Source organism: Kribbella capetownensis (genome assembly GCF_004331485.1).
In the GTDB taxonomy this organism is placed as follows: Bacteria; Actinomycetota; Actinomycetes; order Propionibacteriales; family Kribbellaceae; genus Kribbella; species Kribbella capetownensis.
The window spans coordinates 849890-869118 of record NZ_SJKD01000001.1 but is presented as its reverse complement, the minus strand read 5'-3'; the positions used below and the strand labels follow the sequence as shown (position 1 = coordinate 869118).

The 19229-nt window shown below is 69.1% G+C and carries 23 protein-coding genes and 1 pseudogene; 12 read left to right on the top strand and 12 right to left on the bottom strand.

The annotated features are described in order from the left end of the window. Position 1: 1 nt before the first annotated feature. Positions 2-202: pseudogene (locus tag E0H75_RS43905) on the bottom strand (VOC family protein); the annotation flags it as partial. After that, positions 199-702, bottom strand: a complete 504-nt coding sequence (locus E0H75_RS04235) for a nitroreductase family deazaflavin-dependent oxidoreductase (RefSeq protein WP_131511690.1) — start codon at positions 700-702, stop codon at positions 199-201. The pseudogene E0H75_RS43905 and the gene E0H75_RS04235, both read right to left, overlap by 4 nt. Before the next feature lie 56 nt (positions 703-758). Here E0H75_RS04235 and E0H75_RS04230 point away from each other — a divergent pair, with 56 nt between their 5' ends. The 3 genes from E0H75_RS04230 to E0H75_RS04220 all read left to right on the top strand — a co-directional run bounded on the left by E0H75_RS04230 (position 759) and on the right by E0H75_RS04220 (position 2939). Beyond that, positions 759-1556 (top strand): LLM class flavin-dependent oxidoreductase, encoded by a 798-nt coding sequence (locus tag E0H75_RS04230; protein WP_131511689.1) that lies wholly within the window; start codon positions 759-761, stop codon positions 1554-1556. A gap of 39 nt (positions 1557-1595) precedes the next feature. Further along, the gene (locus E0H75_RS04225; protein ID WP_131511688.1) at positions 1596-2234 is read left to right on the top strand and encodes an SDR family NAD(P)-dependent oxidoreductase; all 639 of its coding nucleotides are present in this window, start codon (positions 1596-1598) and stop codon (positions 2232-2234) included. 93 nt (positions 2235-2327) lie between these two features. Beyond that, positions 2328-2939: an FMN-binding negative transcriptional regulator gene (locus E0H75_RS04220; RefSeq protein ID WP_131511687.1), complete on the top strand. Its 612-nt coding sequence runs from the start codon at positions 2328-2330 to the stop codon at positions 2937-2939. 10 nt (positions 2940-2949) lie between these two features. On the opposite strand, the gene E0H75_RS04215 is transcribed toward E0H75_RS04220, so the two are convergent. Then, the gene (locus E0H75_RS04215) at positions 2950-3342 is read right to left on the bottom strand and encodes a response regulator transcription factor (protein ID WP_238162814.1); all 393 of its coding nucleotides are present in this window, start codon (positions 3340-3342) and stop codon (positions 2950-2952) included. A gap of 268 nt (positions 3343-3610) precedes the next feature. Here E0H75_RS04215 and E0H75_RS04210 point away from each other — a divergent pair, with 268 nt between their 5' ends. Continuing rightward, the gene (locus tag E0H75_RS04210; RefSeq protein WP_131511686.1) at positions 3611-4252 is read left to right on the top strand and encodes a VanZ family protein; all 642 of its coding nucleotides are present in this window, start codon (positions 3611-3613) and stop codon (positions 4250-4252) included. 79 nt (positions 4253-4331) lie between these two features. Here the strand turns inward: E0H75_RS04210 and E0H75_RS04205 are convergent, their stop codons facing one another. Next, positions 4332-4937, bottom strand: a complete 606-nt coding sequence (locus E0H75_RS04205; protein ID WP_131511685.1) for a pentapeptide repeat-containing protein — start codon at positions 4935-4937, stop codon at positions 4332-4334. Between the two features lie 147 nt (positions 4938-5084). On the opposite strand from E0H75_RS04205, the gene E0H75_RS04200 reads away from it, so the two are divergent. Then, positions 5085-5972 carry an NAD-dependent epimerase/dehydratase family protein gene (locus E0H75_RS04200; RefSeq protein ID WP_238162813.1) on the top strand — a complete coding sequence of 296 codons (888 nt, stop codon included), beginning with the start codon at positions 5085-5087 and terminating at the stop codon, positions 5970-5972. Between the two features lie 60 nt (positions 5973-6032). Next, complete coding sequence (locus tag E0H75_RS04195; protein ID WP_131511684.1) at positions 6033-6791, top strand: protein phosphatase 2C domain-containing protein; 759 nt, start codon at positions 6033-6035, stop codon at positions 6789-6791. 9 nt (positions 6792-6800) lie between these two features. Here the strand turns inward: E0H75_RS04195 and E0H75_RS04190 are convergent, their stop codons facing one another. From E0H75_RS04190 to E0H75_RS04180, 3 genes are read right to left on the bottom strand one after another with little or no spacing between them, the layout of a single operon-like run. Beyond that, positions 6801-7727 carry a DUF4328 domain-containing protein gene (locus E0H75_RS04190; protein WP_131511683.1) on the bottom strand — a complete coding sequence of 309 codons (927 nt, stop codon included), beginning with the start codon at positions 7725-7727 and terminating at the stop codon, positions 6801-6803. Positions 7728-7785: 58 nt separating this feature from the next. Then, positions 7786-9360, bottom strand: a complete 1575-nt coding sequence (locus E0H75_RS04185) for a glycerol-3-phosphate dehydrogenase/oxidase (RefSeq protein ID WP_131511682.1) — start codon at positions 9358-9360, stop codon at positions 7786-7788. Next, on the bottom strand, positions 9357-9989 hold the full coding sequence (locus tag E0H75_RS04180) for a TetR/AcrR family transcriptional regulator (RefSeq protein WP_131511681.1): 633 nt from the start codon (positions 9987-9989) through the stop codon (positions 9357-9359). Before E0H75_RS04180 ends, E0H75_RS04185 begins: the two co-directional genes overlap by 4 nt. A gap of 118 nt (positions 9990-10107) precedes the next feature. Here E0H75_RS04180 and E0H75_RS04175 point away from each other — a divergent pair, with 118 nt between their 5' ends. The 3 genes from E0H75_RS04175 to E0H75_RS04165 are packed head-to-tail and all read left to right on the top strand — an operon-like array spanning position 10108 to position 13444. Continuing rightward, positions 10108-11667, top strand: coding sequence for an FAD-binding oxidoreductase (locus tag E0H75_RS04175; RefSeq protein WP_131511680.1), 1560 nt, complete (start codon positions 10108-10110; stop codon positions 11665-11667). A 29-nt stretch (positions 11668-11696) separates the two neighbouring features. Beyond that, complete coding sequence (locus E0H75_RS04170; protein WP_131511679.1) at positions 11697-12416, top strand: SDR family NAD(P)-dependent oxidoreductase; 720 nt, start codon at positions 11697-11699, stop codon at positions 12414-12416. Beyond that, positions 12413-13444, top strand: coding sequence for an S-adenosylmethionine:tRNA ribosyltransferase-isomerase (locus E0H75_RS04165; RefSeq protein ID WP_131511678.1), 1032 nt, complete (start codon positions 12413-12415; stop codon positions 13442-13444). Before E0H75_RS04170 ends, E0H75_RS04165 begins: the two co-directional genes overlap by 4 nt. Positions 13445-13641: 197 nt before the next feature. Here the strand turns inward: E0H75_RS04165 and E0H75_RS04160 are convergent, their stop codons facing one another. Next, positions 13642-14244, bottom strand: coding sequence for a TetR/AcrR family transcriptional regulator (locus E0H75_RS04160; RefSeq protein ID WP_131511677.1), 603 nt, complete (start codon positions 14242-14244; stop codon positions 13642-13644). A 45-nt stretch (positions 14245-14289) separates the two neighbouring features. Between E0H75_RS04160 and E0H75_RS04155 the strand changes: the two genes are divergently transcribed. Beyond that, a complete protein-coding gene (locus E0H75_RS04155; RefSeq protein WP_131511676.1) occupies positions 14290-14706 on the top strand; it encodes a PPOX class F420-dependent oxidoreductase in 417 nt (138 codons plus the stop codon). Here E0H75_RS04155 and E0H75_RS04150 read toward each other — a convergent pair. Continuing rightward, positions 14703-15443, bottom strand: coding sequence for a rhomboid family intramembrane serine protease (locus tag E0H75_RS04150; protein ID WP_131511675.1), 741 nt, complete (start codon positions 15441-15443; stop codon positions 14703-14705). The genes E0H75_RS04155 and E0H75_RS04150 overlap by 4 nt on opposite strands. A gap of 63 nt (positions 15444-15506) precedes the next feature. After that, complete coding sequence (locus E0H75_RS04145) at positions 15507-16049, bottom strand: peptidylprolyl isomerase (RefSeq protein WP_131511674.1); 543 nt, start codon at positions 16047-16049, stop codon at positions 15507-15509. Positions 16050-16297: 248 nt separating this feature from the next. On the opposite strand from E0H75_RS04145, the gene E0H75_RS04140 reads away from it, so the two are divergent. Then, the gene (locus E0H75_RS04140; protein WP_131511673.1) at positions 16298-17161 is read left to right on the top strand and encodes a hypothetical protein; all 864 of its coding nucleotides are present in this window, start codon (positions 16298-16300) and stop codon (positions 17159-17161) included. Between the two features lie 85 nt (positions 17162-17246). On the opposite strand, the gene E0H75_RS04135 is transcribed toward E0H75_RS04140, so the two are convergent. Next, positions 17247-17603: a hypothetical protein gene (locus E0H75_RS04135; protein WP_131511672.1), complete on the bottom strand. Its 357-nt coding sequence runs from the start codon at positions 17601-17603 to the stop codon at positions 17247-17249. A 198-nt stretch (positions 17604-17801) separates the two neighbouring features. Beyond that, positions 17802-18275, bottom strand: a complete 474-nt coding sequence (locus E0H75_RS04130) for a methylated-DNA--[protein]-cysteine S-methyltransferase (RefSeq protein ID WP_131511671.1) — start codon at positions 18273-18275, stop codon at positions 17802-17804. A 140-nt stretch (positions 18276-18415) separates the two neighbouring features. Here E0H75_RS04130 and E0H75_RS04125 point away from each other — a divergent pair, with 140 nt between their 5' ends. Further along, entirely contained in the window at positions 18416-19141 is a 726-nt protein-coding gene (locus tag E0H75_RS04125; RefSeq protein WP_131511670.1) for a DUF4328 domain-containing protein, read from the top strand. Positions 19142-19229: the final 88 nt, after the last annotated feature.

Here is a 19229-nt window from a genome sequence, read left to right as displayed (position 1 = left end):
TCGGGTGGCCTTCCGGGTCGAGTACGACGCGGTGGGCGGACGGGTTGGGCTGGACGGGAGCCAGTGTCGCGCCGCACGCGGTGGCCCAGGCGACGGCGGTGTCGAGGTTGTCGAGGTGGACCGTGGGCGTCTGCTCACCCGGCTCGGTCGGCCAGACCGGTGCGCCGAGGGCGGATTCGTGGTGCGGCGTCCATCCCGTCACGGTACGCGGCGGTCGAGGACGAAGGCTTCGATGTGGCGGGTGCCGGCGCGGACCTCGTAGTTGCGCCAGCCCGGGTAGTAGGCGAGGCCGGCAGACCAGATCTCGTCGCGTTCGGCCGGGGTCGCCAGCCGGGCGCGGACCGGATGCGGGTTGCCGTCGACGGAGACCTCGGCGTCGGGGTTGGCCTTCAGGTTGTAGGACCAAGCTGGGTGCGTCGCCTGGCCCCAGTTCGAGGCGATCAGGCCCAGGAAGGCGCCGTACGGTACGCCGAGCACAGGCACGCACCGCGGCTGCCCGGTCTTGGCGCCAGTGGTGGTCAGAAGCACCGTCGGTACGCCGAAGACGACACCCGCCACCGTCCTGCGCCCCTTGGTAGCCCGCGCGAGTGCGCTATCGAGATGGTGCGCCGTACGGCTGAAGAACCACGCACCCGTGCTGCTCGCGGCGAAGCTGCGCAATGCCTTCTGCACACGGTTGGCGTCGGCGAACAGCGAGGTCATGCCCCAGCATCCCACGGTGCTGGAATAGCGGTGGAGAGGGACGAGTTGCGGCTGGTATGGGACTTGAGATCGGAGTGATCCTGCCGACGTCGACGCCGGATCCGTCGCGGCCGATTCTGGGCGACGTACGGGAGAGCGCCCGGTTCGCGGAGGAGATCGGGCTGGATTCCGTGTGGTCCACGGATCATCTGATCGCGAGTGCACCGATGCTGGACAGCACGGTGGTGCTCGCGACCGCGGCGGCGGTGACCGAGCGGATCACGGTCGGGTTCAACGTGATGCTGCTGGCACTGCGGCCGGTGGCGTGGGCAGCCAAGCAGGTCAATACGCTGCAACTGGTGTCGGGTAACCGGCTCGTTCTTGGTGTGGGCACAGGGAATCCGGCCCACGGCGACATCGGCTGGCGGGCGGCGGGCGTGGAGTTCGCGGACCGCGGCCGGCTCACGGACGAGGCATTGAAGGTGCTGCCGGATCTGATCGCCGGCCGGCCCGCGGTGCTCGCGGACGGGCTCCAAGCGAAGCTCGCACCGGGTTCCGCAGTCCCTCCGATCGTTGTCGCAGGCAACGGTAAGCCGGCCATCCGCCGGGCGGCCCGGTACGGCGACGGATGGGCGACGATCGCGATGTCGCCGACGGAGATCCGCGCGAACCTTGCCCAGATCAACAAACTCGCCTCGGACCACGACCGTCCGCCGCTGAAGGCAACGGTCGTGGCGCCGCAGCTCGACGCCGACCCGTCGCGAGCGGCCGACCAACTCCAGGCTTACGCGGCAGCCGGCACCGAACGAGTGATCCTCGCACCCTCCGGCGACTGGCGCCGCGACTACGAGTACGCCGCCAAACTGCGGTCCTGATTTGACTCTGACATTGATGTCAGGTCATACGGTCGTCGCATGGCAGGAGTGGTGATTGTCGGAGTCGGCCCCGGGATCGGCGTCGCGGTAGCGAAGCGGTTCGTGCGGGAGGGAATGAGCGCCGGGCTGATCGCGCGGTCCGAGCAGACGCTGAAGGGCGCGGCCGATGCGCTGCCGGGTGCCGAGGTGTTCACGGCGAAGGCTGACAGCACGGACGAGGTCGGCCTGCGAGCCGCGCTCGATCGAGTGGCCGAGGAGTACGGCGTACCGGACGTGGTCGTCTACAACGCCGCGATCATCCAGCCGGACGCGATCGGTGAGCTGACCGTGCGGGAGCACCTGGACGCGTGGGCGGTGAACGTGGTCGGTGCGATCACCACCGCGGCGCACGTCGTACCGGCGATGGCGCAGCGGCGCAGCGGCACGTTCATCATCACCGGCGGGATGCCCGAGCCGAAGCCGAACTACGCCAGCCTGTCGCTGGGCAAGGCCGGCGTACGCACGCTGGTGACACTGCTCGACCAGCAGTACGGCGCCGCGGGCGTGCACGCAGCCACCGTCACGGTCGCCGGAGGGGTGTCACCCGGCGGGGCGTGGGACCCGGACGGCATCGCCGAGCAGTACTGGCGCCTGCACATTCAGCCGCGCGCCGAGTGGACGCACGAAGTCCTGCACTGAGTGGCCCGGGCGAAGCCTGACCGGAATGGACCTGTCGCCGGGCGGCCGGCGCGAGGGAGACTGGGGCTGTTCGCCATCGACAAGGATCCCTGCATGTATGTTCCCGCGCACTTCGCCGCCGACGACGAGGCGATGCACGAACTGCTCGCCCGCCACCGTGCCGCCGACCTGGTGACCATGACCCCGGACGGACTGGTGGCGACCATGCTGCCGTTCATCTACGACCGCTCCAGGAACGTCCTGCTCGGGCACTTCGCCCGCAACAACGACCACTGGAAGCAGCCTGTGCTCGTGGACGCGCTGGTGATCGTGCGCGGACCGGACGCGTACGTCTCGCCGGCCTGGTACGCCTCCAAGCGCGAACACGGCCGAGTGGTCCCGACCTGGAACTACATCACCGCCCACGTACACGGGACGATGACCGTGTACGACGATCCGGCCTGGGTCGAGAACGTCGTACGGCGGCTGTCCGATCTGCACGAGGCGGGCCGGGCGGAACCGTGGTCGGTGGACGATGCGCCGGAGAAGTTCGTGAGTGGGCAGTTGCGTGCGATCGTCGGCGTGGAGATCGCGATCAAGCGGATCGAGGCGAAGTTCAAGCTCAGCCAGAACCGGCCGGAGGCGGACGTCGACGGAGTGATCACGGGCCTCACGGCCGACGGCGAAGAGGCCACGGCCACCGCAGTAGCCCAACACCGCCGCTAGTTCGGAGGCTTCAGGAGACCGCGGTCTTGCCGGCGGCCACCAGTTGCAGCACTTCGAGCTCGCGCGGACTCAGCAGCTCGACTGCCGGCGGCGTACGCACGCGGTTCATCAGCACGCTCGCCACCGACGGCGCCAGCACCGACTGCCCCTGGGCCGCGGCTCGCACCGCCCGGAGTAGTTCGTCGCGCGGAGCAGCTTTGAGCAGATAGCCGGTCGCACCCGCCTCGATCGCGGGTACGACGTGAGCGTCGGTGTCGTAGGTGGTGAGCACCAGGACGTGCGACTCCACGCCGCGCTGCGTGAGCTCGGTGATCGCGGCCAGTCCGTTCACGCCGGGCATCTGCAGATCCATCAGGATCACGTGCGGCCACAGCATTCTGAGCGAGCCGGATCGCCTCCGCACCGTCGCCTGCCTCGCCGACCTGCCGCATCGCGATCAGGCCGAAGCCACCGCGAGCGGGCGGCCGATGGTCGTGGAGCAAATGATCGTTGCCTAGAGCACCTTCCTTCCGTGACAGTTTGTGCACGGATTGTCACGGACTGTTTGCGGGTGCGTGCAGATGTCCGGGCCCCTCTGGCGAGCGTGGGATCGGACGACAGATCGTCTGATGTGGAAGAGATCGACGAGAAAGCGTTCGAGTCAGCCGGTCGACCACGGGAGGGTCCGACGAGTGCTCGAGACTTATCGCGGCATCCCACACCTACTGGACACCTGGCTCGTGCTGACCGGCATGGCACTGCCGGTCGCGCTCTCGTCGTTGCGGCGGCCGGGGGATCTGGTCCCTCGGCTGGGAGCGTTCTGCCTGCCGGCGGCGGTCGCTCTGGTCCTGGCAGCGACGCTCAGCCCGACCGCGCACCGGCTGGCGAGCGTCGGCCAGTGCGGCACACACCTGGCCACCACCGGCGGCCTCACCTCGCTCCAGGGCCTGCTCAACGTCCTGCTGTTCGTTCCGGCAGCCGGAATGCTGACACTCGCCAGTGGACGCCCGGTCGACGGACTCGCCGCCGGCATCGGGCTGTCCGCGTCAGTGGAGGCGGTCCAGGCGCTGATCCCGCAGCTCGGCCGCTCCTGCCAGTTGCATGACCTGATCGCGAACACGCTCGGCACCTTCGCCGGCGTCGGTCTGGTCGCCGGCCTGCAGACGCTGACCCGCTCGAGCCGCCTGGTCACCGGTCCGTACGTCGTCGAGCACGCCGCGATGATCGTCGTACGGCGGCAACCGGCCCGCCACCGCCGAGGCCGGCTCGTCCCGCGGCCGATCCCGGTGGCGAAACCACCCAGCGGCTTCCGGGCGGCGGCTCGGGCCCGATGAGCACACTCCGGATACTTATCCACAGGCTGTGGATGAAAACGGGGGATAACTACGCGACTACGCGGAGATATCCACAGGCTCAGGGACGTACGTCCAGCCCGAGAGAGGTCGCGATGACCATCGCCTGGGTGATGTCCACGCGCGCGTCCTTCAGCTCGACCGTGAGCGGGTCGAGCGTGGACAGGTCGGATCCGCGCAGATCGGCCTTGGTGAAGTCGGCCCGCTGCAGCGATGCCCCGGACAGATCGAGATCTCGCAGTACTGCCTTCCCCGCCCGTACGCCGGTGAGGTCCGCCTCACGGAACTTCACGCCGGTGAACTCGGTCCCGCGCAGATCCTCACCCGGAAGCCCGGCGAACGACCAGTCGCCGCCCGACACCTTCAGCAGGTTGTAGGTGCAGTCGTCGAAGAAGCTGCCGAGCAGCTTGCACCCGGTGAACGTGGCGTCGAACAGCGAGCACCGGACGAAGGTGCAGTTCACGAACGCCGCGTCGGTGTGGGTGGAGGCGTTGAACCTGACCCCGCGGAAGGTGCACTCCTGGAAGGTCCCGCCCCGGTTCTCCACCTCGGTGAAGTCGCTGTCGATGAACAGCACCCGCTCGTACGTCTGCCCGGACGGATCGGCGTCGTCCCAATCCCGGATCGTCGACTCCGTCGGCACCGGCACGTGCCCTCGGTCTGCCATCGCTCACCCTCCACCCGCTCGTCGGAGTCCCCCACCCTGCCACGAGGTACCGACACGCAGGTACGCCGAGATGTCCGCGCGGGAGTTGTGATCGTGACGAGGGCCAACGTTCAGCCCACCGACAAATACGGGCCGCACGATGGAAGCGTGACCGGAACTGAGCGGGTGATGGTGTTCGGCGCGGGAGGTTTCCTCGGCGCCAGGATCTGCGCACTGCTCGCCGACCGCGGCGTGGAGCACCGTGGTCTGAGCCGGAGCCGGGGTGAGCCGCACCGGTTGTGCGACCTGGCCACGATGCACTCCTACGCTCTGGACACGCAGATCGGCATGTACAAGCCGACCGTGGTCATCAACGCGGCCGGCGCCACCCTGGGTGAGCCGGCCACTCTGGTCCGCGCGAACGTCACGGCCGTCGGGGCTCTGCTCGCCTCGGTCCGGGACAACGCCAGCCACGCCCGCTTCGTCCAGCTCGGCTCGGCCGCCGAGTACGGCGGCGCATCGCACGGCACCAGCCAGGACGAGCAGGGTGAGCCCCGCCCCGCCGGTCCGTACGGTCTCACCAAGCTGGCCGGCTCCGAACTCGTCCTCCGCGCCCAGCGCAACGGCGCAGATGCCGTCATACTCCGGATCTTCGACGTGATCGGCCCTGGTGCGCCCGAAAGCACGCTCACCGGCCGGGTGATCCGGGATCTCCGCGGCCGGCAGTTGATCGAGGTCGGGTCGCTGGACGTGTGGCGCGACTTCGTCGATGTGCGGGATGTCGCCGAGGCGGTGGTCGCGGTCGCTCTCACGGACGGCAAGGTGCCACCGGTGCTGAACGTCGGGACCGGGCGGGCGGTGCTGGCGCGGGATGTGGCCGGGCAGCTGTTCGAGCTGAGCGGTCAACCGGCGCGGATCGTCGAGGACATCCACGACGGCACACCGGCGGTCGCCTGGCAGCAGGCCGACACCGCCCTGATCGGCAAGCACCTCGGCTGGTCGCCGAAGATCTCCCTCGACCAGTCCCTCACGGACAGTTGGGCCGCACAGCCCTAGCCGCCCGTCGACGCGGGGACGGTCGGCGGTCGCGATCGGGTGGGAAGGGAGAATGGACGGGTGGAGATCCGCTCGCTCAGTCTGCCCGCGCCGGATCGGCGACCGCCCGCAGTGAACGAGGACCTCGCACTGACCGGACCCGACTTCGTCGTCGTGCTCGACGGTGCGACTGCCGGGCAAGGCCTCGACTCCGGCTGCCTGCACACGGTCGCCTGGCTGGTCGCCCAGTTGGCCCGTGAGCTCGCCGTACCGCTCCTCTCGCAGTCGTCCGCACCGCTGCCCGAGTTGCTGGCCGACGCGATCGCCGCCGTCTGCGCCGTGCATGCCGGCACCTGTGACCTCACCAATCCGGACAGCCCGTCGTCCACAGTCGCGATGTTCCGCGCCGGGCCGGACCAGGTCGAACACCTGGTCCTGGCCGACTCACCTCTCGTCGTGCGGGCACCAGGCGGAGCGATCACCGTTCACAGCGACAATCGCGTCGATCTCCTGCCGGAGTACACCTTCGAGGCGGTCCGCCGGCTCCGCAATCAGCCCGGAGGGTTCTGGGCCGCGAGCACCGAACCCAAGGCGGCGTACGAGGCGCTCACCGGTACGACGGATCGCGGGGACGTCGAACTGATCGCCGTACTGAGCGACGGAGCGGCGCGGTACGCCGAGCGCTACGGGCACTCGTGGGAGGACCTCATCGACGTGCTCGAGACGGAAGGCCCGGCAACGCTGGTCGATCGCGTCTGGAAGTACGACAAGGCGGCGCACCCGAGCAGCTTTCGCGGCAAGCGGTACGACGACGCCACCGCAGTACTGTGTCGACTCTAGAGTCCGGCTCTACGAAGGCGGCCGGTAGGACGGGAACGTCGGACCCGGGTTGGTGTAGCGCGGTACGTACTGCGGAGGTGGTGGCGGCGCCACGGCAACCGGCGGAACGGTGACCTGGTCGTGCTGCCAGCGGCTGACGCGGAGCAGCAGCAGTGACGCGGCCACCCCTGCCGCGATGAGTAGGACGGTCGCCACGGTGAAGCCGATGTTGACGCCCAGCGCGACCCGGACCATGAAGTCCTGCAGATCGTAGATATCGACGTACTCACCGGTCGCGTCGGCAGCATCGGCCGCGTCGACCAGGCGGACGATCCACACGATGAAGCCGATCAGCGCGATCCCGCCACCGCCGACCAGGATCACCCAGAACCCGGTCCACGCCGCCCACCAGCCGTACAGCAGTCCACGGACCTCGCCGGTCCGGGACGCACCCGGCCGGTCCCGCGGCTCGCTCGCGGCGACCACGTCGTCGACGATCCGCAGCGGGTACCAGAACTGCACGATCGGACAGAACCACGACCCGACGACCCAGCCCTGCACGAGCCGGTGCGGGCTCAGGTCCGACGGCTTCGGACCGAACGGCGAGGTGATGAAGTCGGCGTTCTCACGCGCTCGCCAAAGCCACAGGATGAAGGTGATGGCCGTGCCGAGGAGCAGGTAGCCGACCAGGTCGAGAAGTGGGCCGCTGCCGGCGATCGAGCGGACGCCGCGGTCGATCTCCTCCTCGGAGAGCAAGCCGTACACGAACCGCTTCACGTCGTCGTACGAGCGCCAGAGCAGGACCGACTGGATCACCGCGGCGACGCAGGTCAGCCCCATCAGCACGATGCTGACCTGCGCGATCCGCCGCAACGGCCGGTAACGCGGCGGCACCGGCGGCGCCGTGTAGGGCATCGGCTGATACGGCCCCGGCTGATACGGATACTGCTGCGACACCTGTCCACCTCCCCGCAGCCAAGTTAGCTCAGCCCTGGGAGCCTCAGCCCTGGGAGCGTCAGACTGCGGCGAATGCCTCCCGGACCGCAGGCAGCGCCAACTCCCGGTCCGCCGCTGACAGCCCGATCCGCGTCCGCCGGTCCAGTACGTCGTCCTCCGTCAGCGCCCCCTCATGGCGGACCGCGAACAGCAACTCGGCGTACGTCGTCCGCAGCCCCGGCGCGATCGGCTCCAGCATGGTCGGCGCGCCGGCGATCACCTCCGGTGCCTCCACGCCGTATCGCTGGACGAACCGCGCCGGCGCTCGTACGGCAGCCAACCGGACCCGGTCCGCCGCACCCACCAGCGGGATCCGGTGCGTCAGGCACGGTCGGCGTACGGCGAGCTCGGACTGGCCGAGGGCGGCATCGAGCGCGTCCTGGGCCATCCGCCGGTACGTCGTGAGCTTCCCGCCGACGATCGTCACCAGCCCGTCGGCACCGGTGATCACCGCGTGCCGCCGGGAGATGTCCGCGGTCTTGTGCTCACCACTGTGGTGTCCGGTGTCGAGCAGCGGCCGGAGTCCGGCGTACGTCCCCAGCAGGTCGGCCCGGGTCAGCGGCGTCTGCACCGCGTGGTTGATGGTGTCCAGCAGGAAGTCGATCTCTGCCTCGGTCGCCCGCGGTACGTCGCTCACCGGGCCGGGCGCGTCCTCGTCGGTCAGCCCGACGTACACCCGGTCGTCCGGCGCCGGGATCGCCATCACGACCCGGCGCAACTGGCCGGGGACCGGGACGGTCAGCACGGCGGACAGCCCGCCGAACGCGGACTGCGGGAAGACCAGATGCGTCCCCCGGCTCGGCCGCAGTTTGATGCCGGAGGCAACCTGATCGGCCCAGATCCCGGCCGCGTTGATCACCGCCGACGCGGCCACCTGCAACTGGTGCCCGGTCAACTGGTCGACCAGTACGGCGCCTCGTCCGGTGACTTCGGTGGCCGCGACCCGGGTGAGCACGCGAGCGCCGTACTGCGCCGCGGTCCGCGCGATCGCGACCACCAGCCGCGCGTCGTCGTACAACTGTCCGTCCCAGGTCAGGAAGCCGCCGCGCATGCCGTCCGGCCGCAGCGTCGGTGCGTACCGCAGGATCTCCGCCGAGCTGACCCGGCGCGAGTGCGGCAGGTAGTCGTCGCTCGTCCGCGCGAACGTGCGCAGGACATCGCCGCCGAGGAAGGCGCCGCGCAGCAACGCCGCCTGCGCGAACTTTGCCTGCGGCAACCATGGGGCGACCTGCGGGACGGGGTGGACCAGATGCGGCGCGGTCGTCTTCATCAGGATGCCGCGCTCGACAGCGCTCTCGTACGCGATGCCGACGTGGCCCGACGCCAGGTAGCGCAGACCGCCGTGCACCAGCTTCGAGCTCCACCGGCTGGTGCCGAACGCCAGATCGTGCTTCTCCACCAGGGCGACGGACAGTCCGCGGGCGGCCGCGTCCAGGGCGACGCCGGCACCGGTCACTCCACCACCGACGACCAGTACGTCGACCTTGCCGGTCGTCTCCAGCCAGTCCAGTTCACGGGCACGGCGAGCCGCGTTCAAGCTGGCATTGCCGACGGTGCTGAATGGCTTCCCCGCCCCGCCGCCCCGGTCGGTCATGGCGCCAAGTACCTGGTGAGCATCTCCCGGAGCTGCTCGTCGAGCATCGTGTACTCGTCCTTCGCGGCCATCACCGGCCCGGACACCGCTGAGGCCAGGGACACGAGAATGATCTGCCGGGCCAGCCACATCGGGTCGCCGGTCCGGATCGAGCCGTCCGCCTGCCCGGCCTTGATGCCCTCCTCGACCAGCGCCAGGTGAGCGACCGTGCTGCTGCCGCGGCGCTCGAGCAGGTACGGCGTGAGGAACTCCGGATCGAGCTCGATGATCTTGCGCATCAACGGGTGCACCCGGGTCTTCGCGACCACCTCGACGACGCCCTCGACCAGCCGGGACCGACCGTCGGCCGCGTCCGGCTGGAACGCCGACATCAGCGCGGTGGTCCACTCCCGGGTCATCAGAGCCGCGACCACGGCCTGCACGTTCGGCCAGCGGCGGTAGAGCGTCGCACGCGAGACCTCCGCGTGCCGGGCGATGTCGGCCATCGTCATCCGGCGCATCCCGATCGCCAGCAGCAGCTCATAGGCCGCGTCCAGGATCCGTTCCTCGCCGATCGCGTTCGCGGGCGCCGGACGCGCGCTCGTCTCCGGCCCTGGGTCTGACACCGCGTCGCTGCTACGCTGAGACATCACACGTCAGAGTGTATCAGCGACTCTGCCGTCCCGGAACTGTCCGTGGAAGGTGGGAGCCAGGGGGTTCCACCTCCCACGGACGCTACCCCGCAGGTGTACCGAAAGGGAGCCCACCTTGACCGAATCGGACCTCCCTGTTGTGCAACTCACGCCGGGACGCTGGGGCGACCCGGCACATCCCGTCGACCTGCCCGCCGCGGCCGTCGATGCGTTGAAGCATCTCGGCGTACGACGGCCAGCCGCAGGTCCCGTGGACCCGGTGGACCGGCCCGGGCTGACGGCCGCGCAGCTGAACTTCCTGGCCGGGGTGGTCGGAGCCGAGCACGTGACCACGGATCTGGATTCCCGGTGGGCTCACACGCGCGGCTACTCGACTCCGGACCTGCTGCGGCACCGCGCCGGCGACACGTCGGACATGCCGGACGCAGTGGTGTACCCGGGCACCCACGACGAGGTGCTCGCGGTGCTGGCGGCGTGCTCGGAGCACGATCTGGCTGTGGTGCCGTACTCCGGCGGCACGTCAGTCGTAGGAGGGTTGGCGGCGTCGCGGCGCTTCATCACCGTGGATCTGCGGCGGCTGGACCAACTGATCGAGATCGACGAGGTGTCGCGGACCGCCACACTGCAGGCCGGCGTGCGGGGTCCGGCGGCGGAGGCGCTGCTCGCTGACCGCGGCTACACGTTGGGCCACTTCCCACAGTCCTACGAGGGCGCGAGTATCGGCGGCTATGCAGCGGCGCGGTCGAGTGGACAGTCGTCGGCCGGGTACGGGCGGTTCGATCAGATAGTGGTCGGGCTGACGCTGGCGACACCGCGCGGGACCGTAGAGCTCGGACGCGCACCGATGTCCGCCGCCGGTCCGGACCTGCGTCAGTTGGTGCTCGGGTCCGAAGGCGCGTTCGGGATCATCACGTCGGTCGTCGTACGGATCCGGCCGCGACCCACCGAGCGGCACTTCGAGGGGTGGCGGTTCGAGAACTTCGAGGCTGGGTTGACCGCGATCCGCCGGCTGGCGCAGGACGGGCCGTTGCCGACCGTACTGCGGTTGTCCGACGAAGCGGAGACCGCGGTGAACCTCGCGGATCCGGATGTGCTCGGCGGTGGGACGGGCGGCGTACTCGCGATCGTCGGGTTCGACGGTCCGTACAAACAAGCGACGGCGGGTGTGCTGACCGCGGCCGGTGGGCAGAACGTCGGCGAAGGGCCTGGGGAGACCTGGCGCGTCGGGCGCTACCGGGCGCCGTACCTGCGGGATCCCTTGCTGGACGAAGGTGCGTTGGTCGAGACGCTCGAGACCGCTGCCTTCTGGGCGAAGGTGCCCGCCCTGAAGGCCGCGGTCACCGAGGCACTCGTGAGGTCACTGACCGACCAAGGCACTCCGCCGCTCGTGCTGTGCCACGTCTCGCATGTCTACGAAACAGGGGCCTCCCTCTACTTCACTGTCATCTCCGCGCAGACCGACGATCCCGTCGGCCAATGGCGTACGGCGAAAGCCGCGGCGAGCCAGGCGATCGCGGTTGCCGGCGGAACGATCAGCCACCACCACGGCGTGGGCACAGACCATCGAGAGGCCTACGCCGAGGAGATCGGGCCGCTGGCCGTCGAAGCCCTGCAGGCCGTCAAGAACGTGCTCGACCCCGGCCGCGTCCTCAATCCAGGGATCCTCTTGACCTGAAGTCGACTTGAAGTATGACAGTGACGGACATGACACCTGAATCCGCCAACCGTCCTGTCGCTCTCGTCACCGGCGCATCCGCCGGCCTCGGACTCGCGCTGGCGCACGGCCTGGCCGACCGCGGCTGGGCGCTGGTCATCGACGCCCGCGGCGCCGATGCCCTCAAGGACGCGGCCGACGCGCTGGCCGGCCGCACCGACGTGGTCCCGCTCGCGGGTGACGTCACTGACCCCGAACACCGTGCTGACCTGGTCGATGCCGTCACCGAGCTCGGCCGGCTCGACCTACTGGTCAACAACGCCAGCTACCTCGGCCCGAGTCCCCTGCAGCAGTTGGATGCCGCAGACCTCGACGAACTGCGTCGCGTCTACGAGGTCGACGTGGTCGCGCCGATCGCACTGGCCCAGGCGTTACTGCCTGCACTCACTGCAGCAGCCGGTGTCCTGCTCAACATCAGCTCCGACGCCGCGGTCGAGGCGTACGAAGGCTGGGGCGGCTACGGCTCGGCCAAGGCTGCACTCGACCACGCCGGCCGCGTGCTGTCCGCCGAGCACCCCTCGCTTGCTGTGTACGCCGTCGATCCGGGCGACCTCCGGACGGCGATGCACCAGGCCGCGTTCCCCGGTGAGGACATCTCGGACCGGCCTGAGCCGGCAACCGTCGTACCGGCGTTCCTGCAACTGCTGGACAGCCGGCCGGCGAGTGGTCGCTACCGAGCAGCCGACTTCGCCGCGGCGGTGGCGCCGTGACGGTCCATCCACAGACCCGCTTCGTCCTGCCCGATTCGCTGAACGCTTCCGAACCACCCGAGGCCAGAGGGCTCTCGCGGGATCAGGTGAAGCTGCTGGTCGCGGAGGGGTCGACCATCACGCACACCCGGTTCGACCGGATCGGAGAGCATCTGCGGCCAGGCGACCTGCTACTGGTGAACACCTCCGGCACACTGCCCGCGGCTGTGGACGGCTCGTGGATCACCGGTGCCGGTGTGGCACCTGTCGTCGTGCACTTCTCCACCGCGCTCGACGACGGCACCTGGGTCGTCGAACTGCGCAGCAACCGGGCACCGATGCTGGGAGGTACGGCGGGCGACCAGGTGGAAATGCCCGGGGGTGTGCTGACGCTGCTCGCGCCGTACCAATCGGAGTCCAACCGTCTGTGGCGCGCCAAGCCGCCGGTGCCCGATGTGCTCGGCTATCTGACTCGTCACGGCCGGCCGATCAGCTACAGCTACGTCGGACGACGTTGGCCACTGGCGTCGTACCAGACTGTCTTCGCCCGTGAGCCCGGGAGTGCGGAGATGCCCAGCGCCGCAAGGCCGTTCAGCTTCGAGCTGGTGAGTCACCTGGCAGCGCAGGGCGTCCTGATCGCACCGATCCTGTTGCACTGCGGTGTCTCGTCCCTGGAGAGCCACGAACCACCACTGCCCGAGCGGTACGACGTACCCGAGCACACCGCGCGCCTCGTCAACTGGGTCAGGGCCAACGGCGGCCGGGTCATTGCCGTAGGCACCACCGCTGTCCGAGCCATCGAGTCCGCCGTAACGACCGACGGCACAGTCACCCCGTCAAACGGCTGGACGGACCTTGTCCTCGGCCCGGACCACCCGTCCCGCGTCGTCGACGGCCTGATCACGGGGATGCACGCCCCGGAGGCCTCGCATCTCCTCCTGCTGGAGTCGGTCGCCGGCCCCGACGCCGTCCAGCGTGCCTACACCGCCGCCCTGAACAAGCACTACCTCTGGCACGAGTTCGGCGACGTTTGCCTGCTGCTGTGTTGACGGCGGCGGCAGATACCGCTCGTTGCCTGGGCGGGCCCGTTTGTCCACTGCGCGTGGGCTCATGTGGATGTCCTTACCGATGTGGTCCCCCGTCGGGACGTCATCTGATTAGACGAGCATCCGGGCCCGCCTGTCATCTGCATTCACAGAACCGAAGGAAAGTTGTGGCCTAGGCCGATTAGTTGCGGATTGAACGGTCAGCGTGTGTAGCCGTGCAGGAAGGCGTGGACTCCGGTGGTGACGGCCTCGGTGATCTCGTCGGGTGTCACCGGTCCGCCGCGGTACGACGGGTTGGCGCCGGAGATGAGGAGGGAGAAGTGCAGAGCCGCTCGCAGTGGGTCGTCGATCCGCAGCAGTCCGTCGGCTGCGAAGACGGCCAGTCGCTCGGCGAGGGCCCGTCGTACGGCGAGAGGTCCGGCTTCCTGCCAGGCGTCGACGGCCTCCTGGGGGATGTGGCCGGCCTCGGCGTTGACCTGGCGGACCAGCGCGGAGTGCTCGGCGTAGTCCGGCATCGGCGTACGCCAGTGGATGCCGAAGGCAACCAGGTCGGCCTCGAGGTCGGTGACGTGACTGAGGTGCTGCTCGATGATCGCGAGCTGGGCGGCGGCGACCCGCGTCGCGCTCTCCTGGATCACCGCCCGGAACAACCCGGCCTTGTCGCCGAAGTGGTTGTAGAGCGTGCGGCTCGAGACGCACGCTTCAGCCGCGATCACGTCGATGCTCGCTCGCGCGTACCCGTCCCGCGCGAACACGGTCAGCGCACCGGCCAGCACCTCCTGCCGCTTCCCGGCCCGTGCCATGGCGTCTCCTGGCGTAGTTACAACGATCGTTGTACTTTAGCAGGTATGGCATTCACGACAGAGGAACTGGCGTACCTGAAGTCCCAGCCACTGGCCCGGCTCGCCACCGTCGGCCCCGACGGCCAGCCGGACGTCGTACCGGTCGGATTCGAGTACGACGGCCACTACTTCTACGTCGGCGGCGTCGACCCGGCGAAGACGCGCAAGGTCCGCAACGTCGAAGCCGGCCACGAACAGGTGGCTCTGGTCATCGACGACCTGGTCTCGACCAACCCGTGGTCACCGCGGTTCCTCCGCGTCTACGGCACGGCCGAGGTCGTCAAGCGAGACGGCCGCTTCGGCGACGGCACGTACCTGCGGATCACGCCGACGACCACGTGGAGCTGGCACCTCGACGGCCGCCCGGTCGACCACGACCAGGAGGAGTTCGGCCCGCACCGGACCGACCACAGAGCCGTCTAGGTGCGGGCTTTGCTGCGGCGGTGTTTGGTGATCTGCAGGAAGACCCAGGCGACGGCCGCGCCGGTGATGAACCCGCCCAGGTGACCTTCCCAAGAGATGTTCGGGATGGTGAACGAGATGACCGCCGTGATCGCCACGTAGGCGATGATCCAGGTGATGTCGAGGCCGCGGGCCCGGCTGATCACCAGCAGCGCACCGACCAGACCCAGTACGGCGCCGGACGCACCGAGCGTCGCGGAGACCGGGGAGGCCAGCATCCACACCGCGACGCTGCCGCCGAGCGCGGACAGCAGGTAGAGGATCGAGAACCGGAGCCGGCCGAGCATCTGCTCCAGCGGCGGACCGAGCTGGTAGAGCATGAACAGGTTCGAGAAGATGTGGAAGATCTGCACGTGGGTGAAGGCCGACGTGAGCAGCCGCCACGGCTCGGAATCCACCAGGAACGGCACCAGCACCAGGTCGTTGACGACCCGGCTGCTGCCGGTGCGCACGGCGATGAACACCAGCACGTTGAGCGCCAGGATCACGAGCGTGACGATCTGCCCGTTGACGCGGGCGACGCCGCCGAGCGACGTCCGGGTGCGCGGGACCGACTTCACGCCTTCGTTGAAGCAACTCGGGCACTGGAAGCCGACGGAGGCGCTGTTCATGCACTGCGGGCAGATCGGCCGGTCACAGCGCTGGCACCGGACCCCGGCGGGCCGATCCGGGTGCCGGTAGCAAACGGTCTCGGTCACGCGGGTGGGTTCCTCCCAAGAGGCGCGGAGGGCCGGGCACGCCGGCCCGGCCCGCCGCGGAAATCAGGCGTTCTTGCGTTCGATGGTGACGCTGTTGATCACGATCGGCTCGATCGGCCGGTCGCCGGGTGCGGTCTTCGCGGTCGCGATCGCGTCGACGACCTTCTTCGACTCGTCGTCGGCGACCTCGCCGAAGATCGTGTGCTTGCGGTTCAGGTGCGGCGTCGGGACCACGGTCACGAAGAACTGCGAACCGTTGGTGCCGCGGCCGAACTGGATGCCGGCGTTCGCCATCGCGAGCAGGTACGGCCGGTCGAACTGCAGTTCCGGGTGGATCTCGTCGTCGAACGAGTACCCCGGCGAGCCGGTGCCGGTGCCGAGCGGGCAGCCGCCCTGGATCATGAATCCGTCGATCACCCGGTGGAAGGTCAGGCCGTCGTAGAACCGCGCGGTGCTCGGCGCGCCGGTCTGCGGGTCGGTCCATTCCTTGGTGCCCTCGGCCAGGCCGACGAAGTTGCTGACCGTCTTCGGCGCCTGGTTGGGGAACAGCCTGATGACGACGTCACCCTTCGTCGTCTGCAGGGTCGCGTACAGCTCTTCGGCCACGGGTGTTCACTCCTCATCAGAAACGGCTTACCCCTCGATCCTGTCATGTGAGTCCAACCGGAGGCGGAGCGGCTGGCCGGGAGTGTGATCGAACCGGCCGGTAGTGGGTACAGGGAGGCCGGTTTGTCGGCTGAGTACGTCGTACGATGCAAACCAGAGCGGAAATGTCCAGATCCGTATCAGCACAGCGTCCATGTCGCCGATGGGCCGGAACGCCGTCCGGGATGGACGGCACCGAGGAGGGAATCGTGGGTTCGAGGAAGACCAAGGGCCGGGTGGAGACCGCTAAGGGCCGGGTCAAGCCACTCGCCGAGTCGGCGTCGGAGAAGATCGGGCCGGCTGTCGGCCAGGTCCGCGAGCACCTCGGGCCGGCCGTGGGCACCGCACGGGAGAAGGTGTCGCCGTACGCCGAGAAGGCCGTCGAGCGCGGCGCCCACTACGCCGGAGTCGCGGTGGAGAAGGCAAGCCCGGTGATCGATGACGCGCTGGCGAAGGTCGGCCCGGCAACCGAGCAGGCCGCCGAGAAGGCGCGCGAGCGGTTCAACGACGACGTGCTGCCGAAGGTGACCGCCGCGCTGGCGTCGCTGGCAGCCGCGGCCGAGCCGGTCGTGCAGGAGACCTCCCGCCGGGGCCGGGCCACCAAGGCCGCGCTCAACGGTGAGATCGACGCGCCGAAGAAGAAGAGCCACCGGCTCCGCAAGGTCGTGCTGTTCCTGGGCTTCGGGGCCCTGGCGGCGGCGGCCGTGAAGAAGCTGCTGACCCCGCCGGAGCCGGCCTGGCAGTCGACCCCGACGAGCGGCCGCGACTACAGCTCCGCCCCGGCCGGTGCGACGTCTCGTCCGGACACGGCCGCGTCGTCGAACGGCAAGACGGACACAGCCAAGACGGATGCGGCCAAGACGGATGCGGCCAAGACGGACATGCCGAAGACGGACATGCCCAAGCCGGAGTCGCCGAAGACCGACGGTCCGAGGGCCGAGTCGAAGCCGGAGCCCGCCAAGCCGACTGAGGCGAAGACCGACGACACCGAGGTGAACGCAGCGGCCAACGGCACCACGAAGAAGGCGCCCACCCCGCGGAAGACGAGCAACCCGAAGCCGTCCGACTCCTGACCCGACACACCGCAACGGCGAAGGCCGCGAACCCCGGCTGGGGTTCGCGGCCTTCGTTTGCTGACGGCGCCTTGCGCGTACGGCGTCAGTTCGGTCGCGGATCCTGGTCGTGGTCGTGCCGGTCGCCCTGCTCGTCGTGCTCGTCGTCGTGGTCCGGCTTGGTCATGGTGTAGCGGCCGGCCGACAGGAGTTGGGTGGCATAGCGGTGCGTGATGCACGGATAGGTGCCGCCGCAGTGCAGGCAGACGGCATCGTTGCGGTGCAGCCAGGGCAGGACGCCGAAGCGCTTGACCCAGGTCAGTGGTTCGCGGTCGGGGGCGTGCAGTTGCAGGGCCGAGCGGGCCGCGTCCTGGATCTCGGGCGCGGACCACTCCTCGGCACTCTTGTCCATCAGTGCGCTCAGGTCGGGGTGGGGGTGTTCGGTGGAGCGGGTTTTGGTCATCTATGCGTCTTCCGGGGCAGGGTTGGTGACGACTGAATCGCTCGCTTCAAGCGTGACGATCCGATCGCTGTTAGCAACGGTAGTCCTTCAGTAGTCCTTACCGCGCTTTCGCACGCGTCGCCCGGTGTCAGATCTTCGTCAGGTTTCGCAGCGTGCCGACGGTGTGTCTGACGGTGTGCCTGATCGTGTGCCTGATCGTCAGGTCCACAGTGTCTCGATGGTGATCCGCGCCTCGAGTTCGAGCAGGTGGCGTTTGAGCGGGATGCCGCCGCCGAAGCCGACCATCTTGCCGCCGGCGCCGACGACCCGGTGGCAGGGCACGACGACGGCGATCGGGTTCCGGTTGCAGGCGGTGCCGACGGCTCGGGCCGCTCCGGCGTCCCCGACGATCTTGGCGACTTCGCCGTACGTCTGCATCTCGCCGTACGGGATCCGGCGGAGCTGGGCCCAGACGGCGCGCTCGAACTCGGAGCCGCCGCGGACCGAGAGTGGCACGGTGAACTCCTGCAGTTCGCCGGCGAAGTACGCCTTCAGTTGCTCCTGGGTCTCGGTCAGCAGCGGATCGGTCTCGAGGGGCCGGTCGGCGCGGCCGAAGTGCAGCCGGCACAGCCCGGCCTCGTCGACGGCCAGGGTCAGGTCGCCGATGGGTGAGTCGACCACGGACCAGCGCATGCCACCCATCGTCGCGCCGGGCACCGACAGTTTCCGGCGGAATTGCGACGGATACCGGCACCAGCGGACACGGACACGCCCTGCGGTTCGCAACGTGATGTTCTCGCCCGGTCACGCGGTGTTGTGCTATTTCTGATCCCATGCCGAGCCAGGCGCAGCAGCCGCCGCTGGACCGCTGGTTCAGCTCAGAGCGCACGATGGGGCTGGCCGCGTCGATCCTGATCGGGGTGGTCACGGCGACCACCTGGGCCACCGCCTGGTCCGACTGGTACTCGTTCCAGACGCTGAAGAAGTACGGCGACGACCCGGACCGGCTGGCCGAGGCCGACCTGATCTCCGGTTCGCTCGGCATCGTCGCGGCGCTGGCGCTGCTGGCGGCCGCGGTGGTGTTCATCGTCTGGCTGTGGCGGGTCCGGTGGAACGCGGAGATGTTCTGCCGCGGCGAGCACCGGTTCACCCGGGGCTGGGTGCTCGGCAGCTGGATCTGCCCAGTGGTGAACCTCTGGTACCCCAAGCAGGTCGTCGACGACATTGTCGCCGCCAGCGACCCGCGGACCCCGCCGCAGACGCTGTCGCTGAAGACCATCCCCGGAACGCAGTTGGTGTGGGCCTGGTGGCTGACCTGGGTGGTCGGACTGGTGACGGGCAACATCGTGCAGCGCGGTGTGCTCGGCGGTGCGACCGAGGTCGGACAGCTGCGGACGAACGTGATCCTGTCCAGCATCTCCGCCCTGTTCACGACCGCGGCCGCCGTTCTCGGGGTGGTCCTGATCCAGCGCATCGACGAGCTGCAGACGCGGCGGCCCTGGGTGCCGTGGTGGGCGGCCGGCCAGCAGCAGACCGGCTTCCAACCTCCTGCGCGGTAAACCAAACCGTCACGCAGGGTCGAATGCCTCGTTACAAGAGGTGATGGGCGCACGAAAAGAACACGTTAAGTCGATACCCTCTGTGCTG

Bases quoted from the DNA above. Each gene is read 5' to 3' on its own strand.
- E0H75_RS04170 (WP_131511679.1), top strand. From the start codon at position 11,697: ATGACACCTGAATCCGCCAACCGTCCTGTCGCTCTCGTCACCGGCGCA.
- E0H75_RS04185 (WP_131511682.1), bottom strand. From the start codon at position 9,360: ATGACCGACCGGGGCGGCGGGGCGGGGAAGCCATTCAGCACCGTCGGC.
- E0H75_RS04230 (WP_131511689.1), top strand. From the start codon at position 759: ATGGGACTTGAGATCGGAGTGATCCTGCCGACGTCGACGCCGGATCCG.
- E0H75_RS04180 (WP_131511681.1), bottom strand. From the start codon at position 9,989: ATGTCTCAGCGTAGCAGCGACGCGGTGTCAGACCCAGGGCCGGAGACG.
- E0H75_RS04130 (WP_131511671.1), bottom strand. From the start codon at position 18,275: ATGCGCTGGTCCGTGGTCGACTCACCCATCGGCGACCTGACCCTGGCC.
- E0H75_RS04155 (WP_131511676.1), top strand. From the start codon at position 14,290: ATGGCATTCACGACAGAGGAACTGGCGTACCTGAAGTCCCAGCCACTG.
- E0H75_RS04225 (WP_131511688.1), top strand. From the start codon at position 1,596: ATGGCAGGAGTGGTGATTGTCGGAGTCGGCCCCGGGATCGGCGTCGCG.
- E0H75_RS04235 (WP_131511690.1), bottom strand. From the start codon at position 702: ATGACCTCGCTGTTCGCCGACGCCAACCGTGTGCAGAAGGCATTGCGC.
- E0H75_RS04135 (WP_131511672.1), bottom strand. From the start codon at position 17,603: ATGACCAAAACCCGCTCCACCGAACACCCCCACCCCGACCTGAGCGCA.
- E0H75_RS04160 (WP_131511677.1), bottom strand. From the start codon at position 14,244: ATGGCACGGGCCGGGAAGCGGCAGGAGGTGCTGGCCGGTGCGCTGACC.
- E0H75_RS04220 (WP_131511687.1), top strand. From the start codon at position 2,328: ATGTATGTTCCCGCGCACTTCGCCGCCGACGACGAGGCGATGCACGAA.
- E0H75_RS04205 (WP_131511685.1), bottom strand. From the start codon at position 4,937: ATGGCAGACCGAGGGCACGTGCCGGTGCCGACGGAGTCGACGATCCGG.
- E0H75_RS04125 (WP_131511670.1), top strand. From the start codon at position 18,416: ATGCCGAGCCAGGCGCAGCAGCCGCCGCTGGACCGCTGGTTCAGCTCA.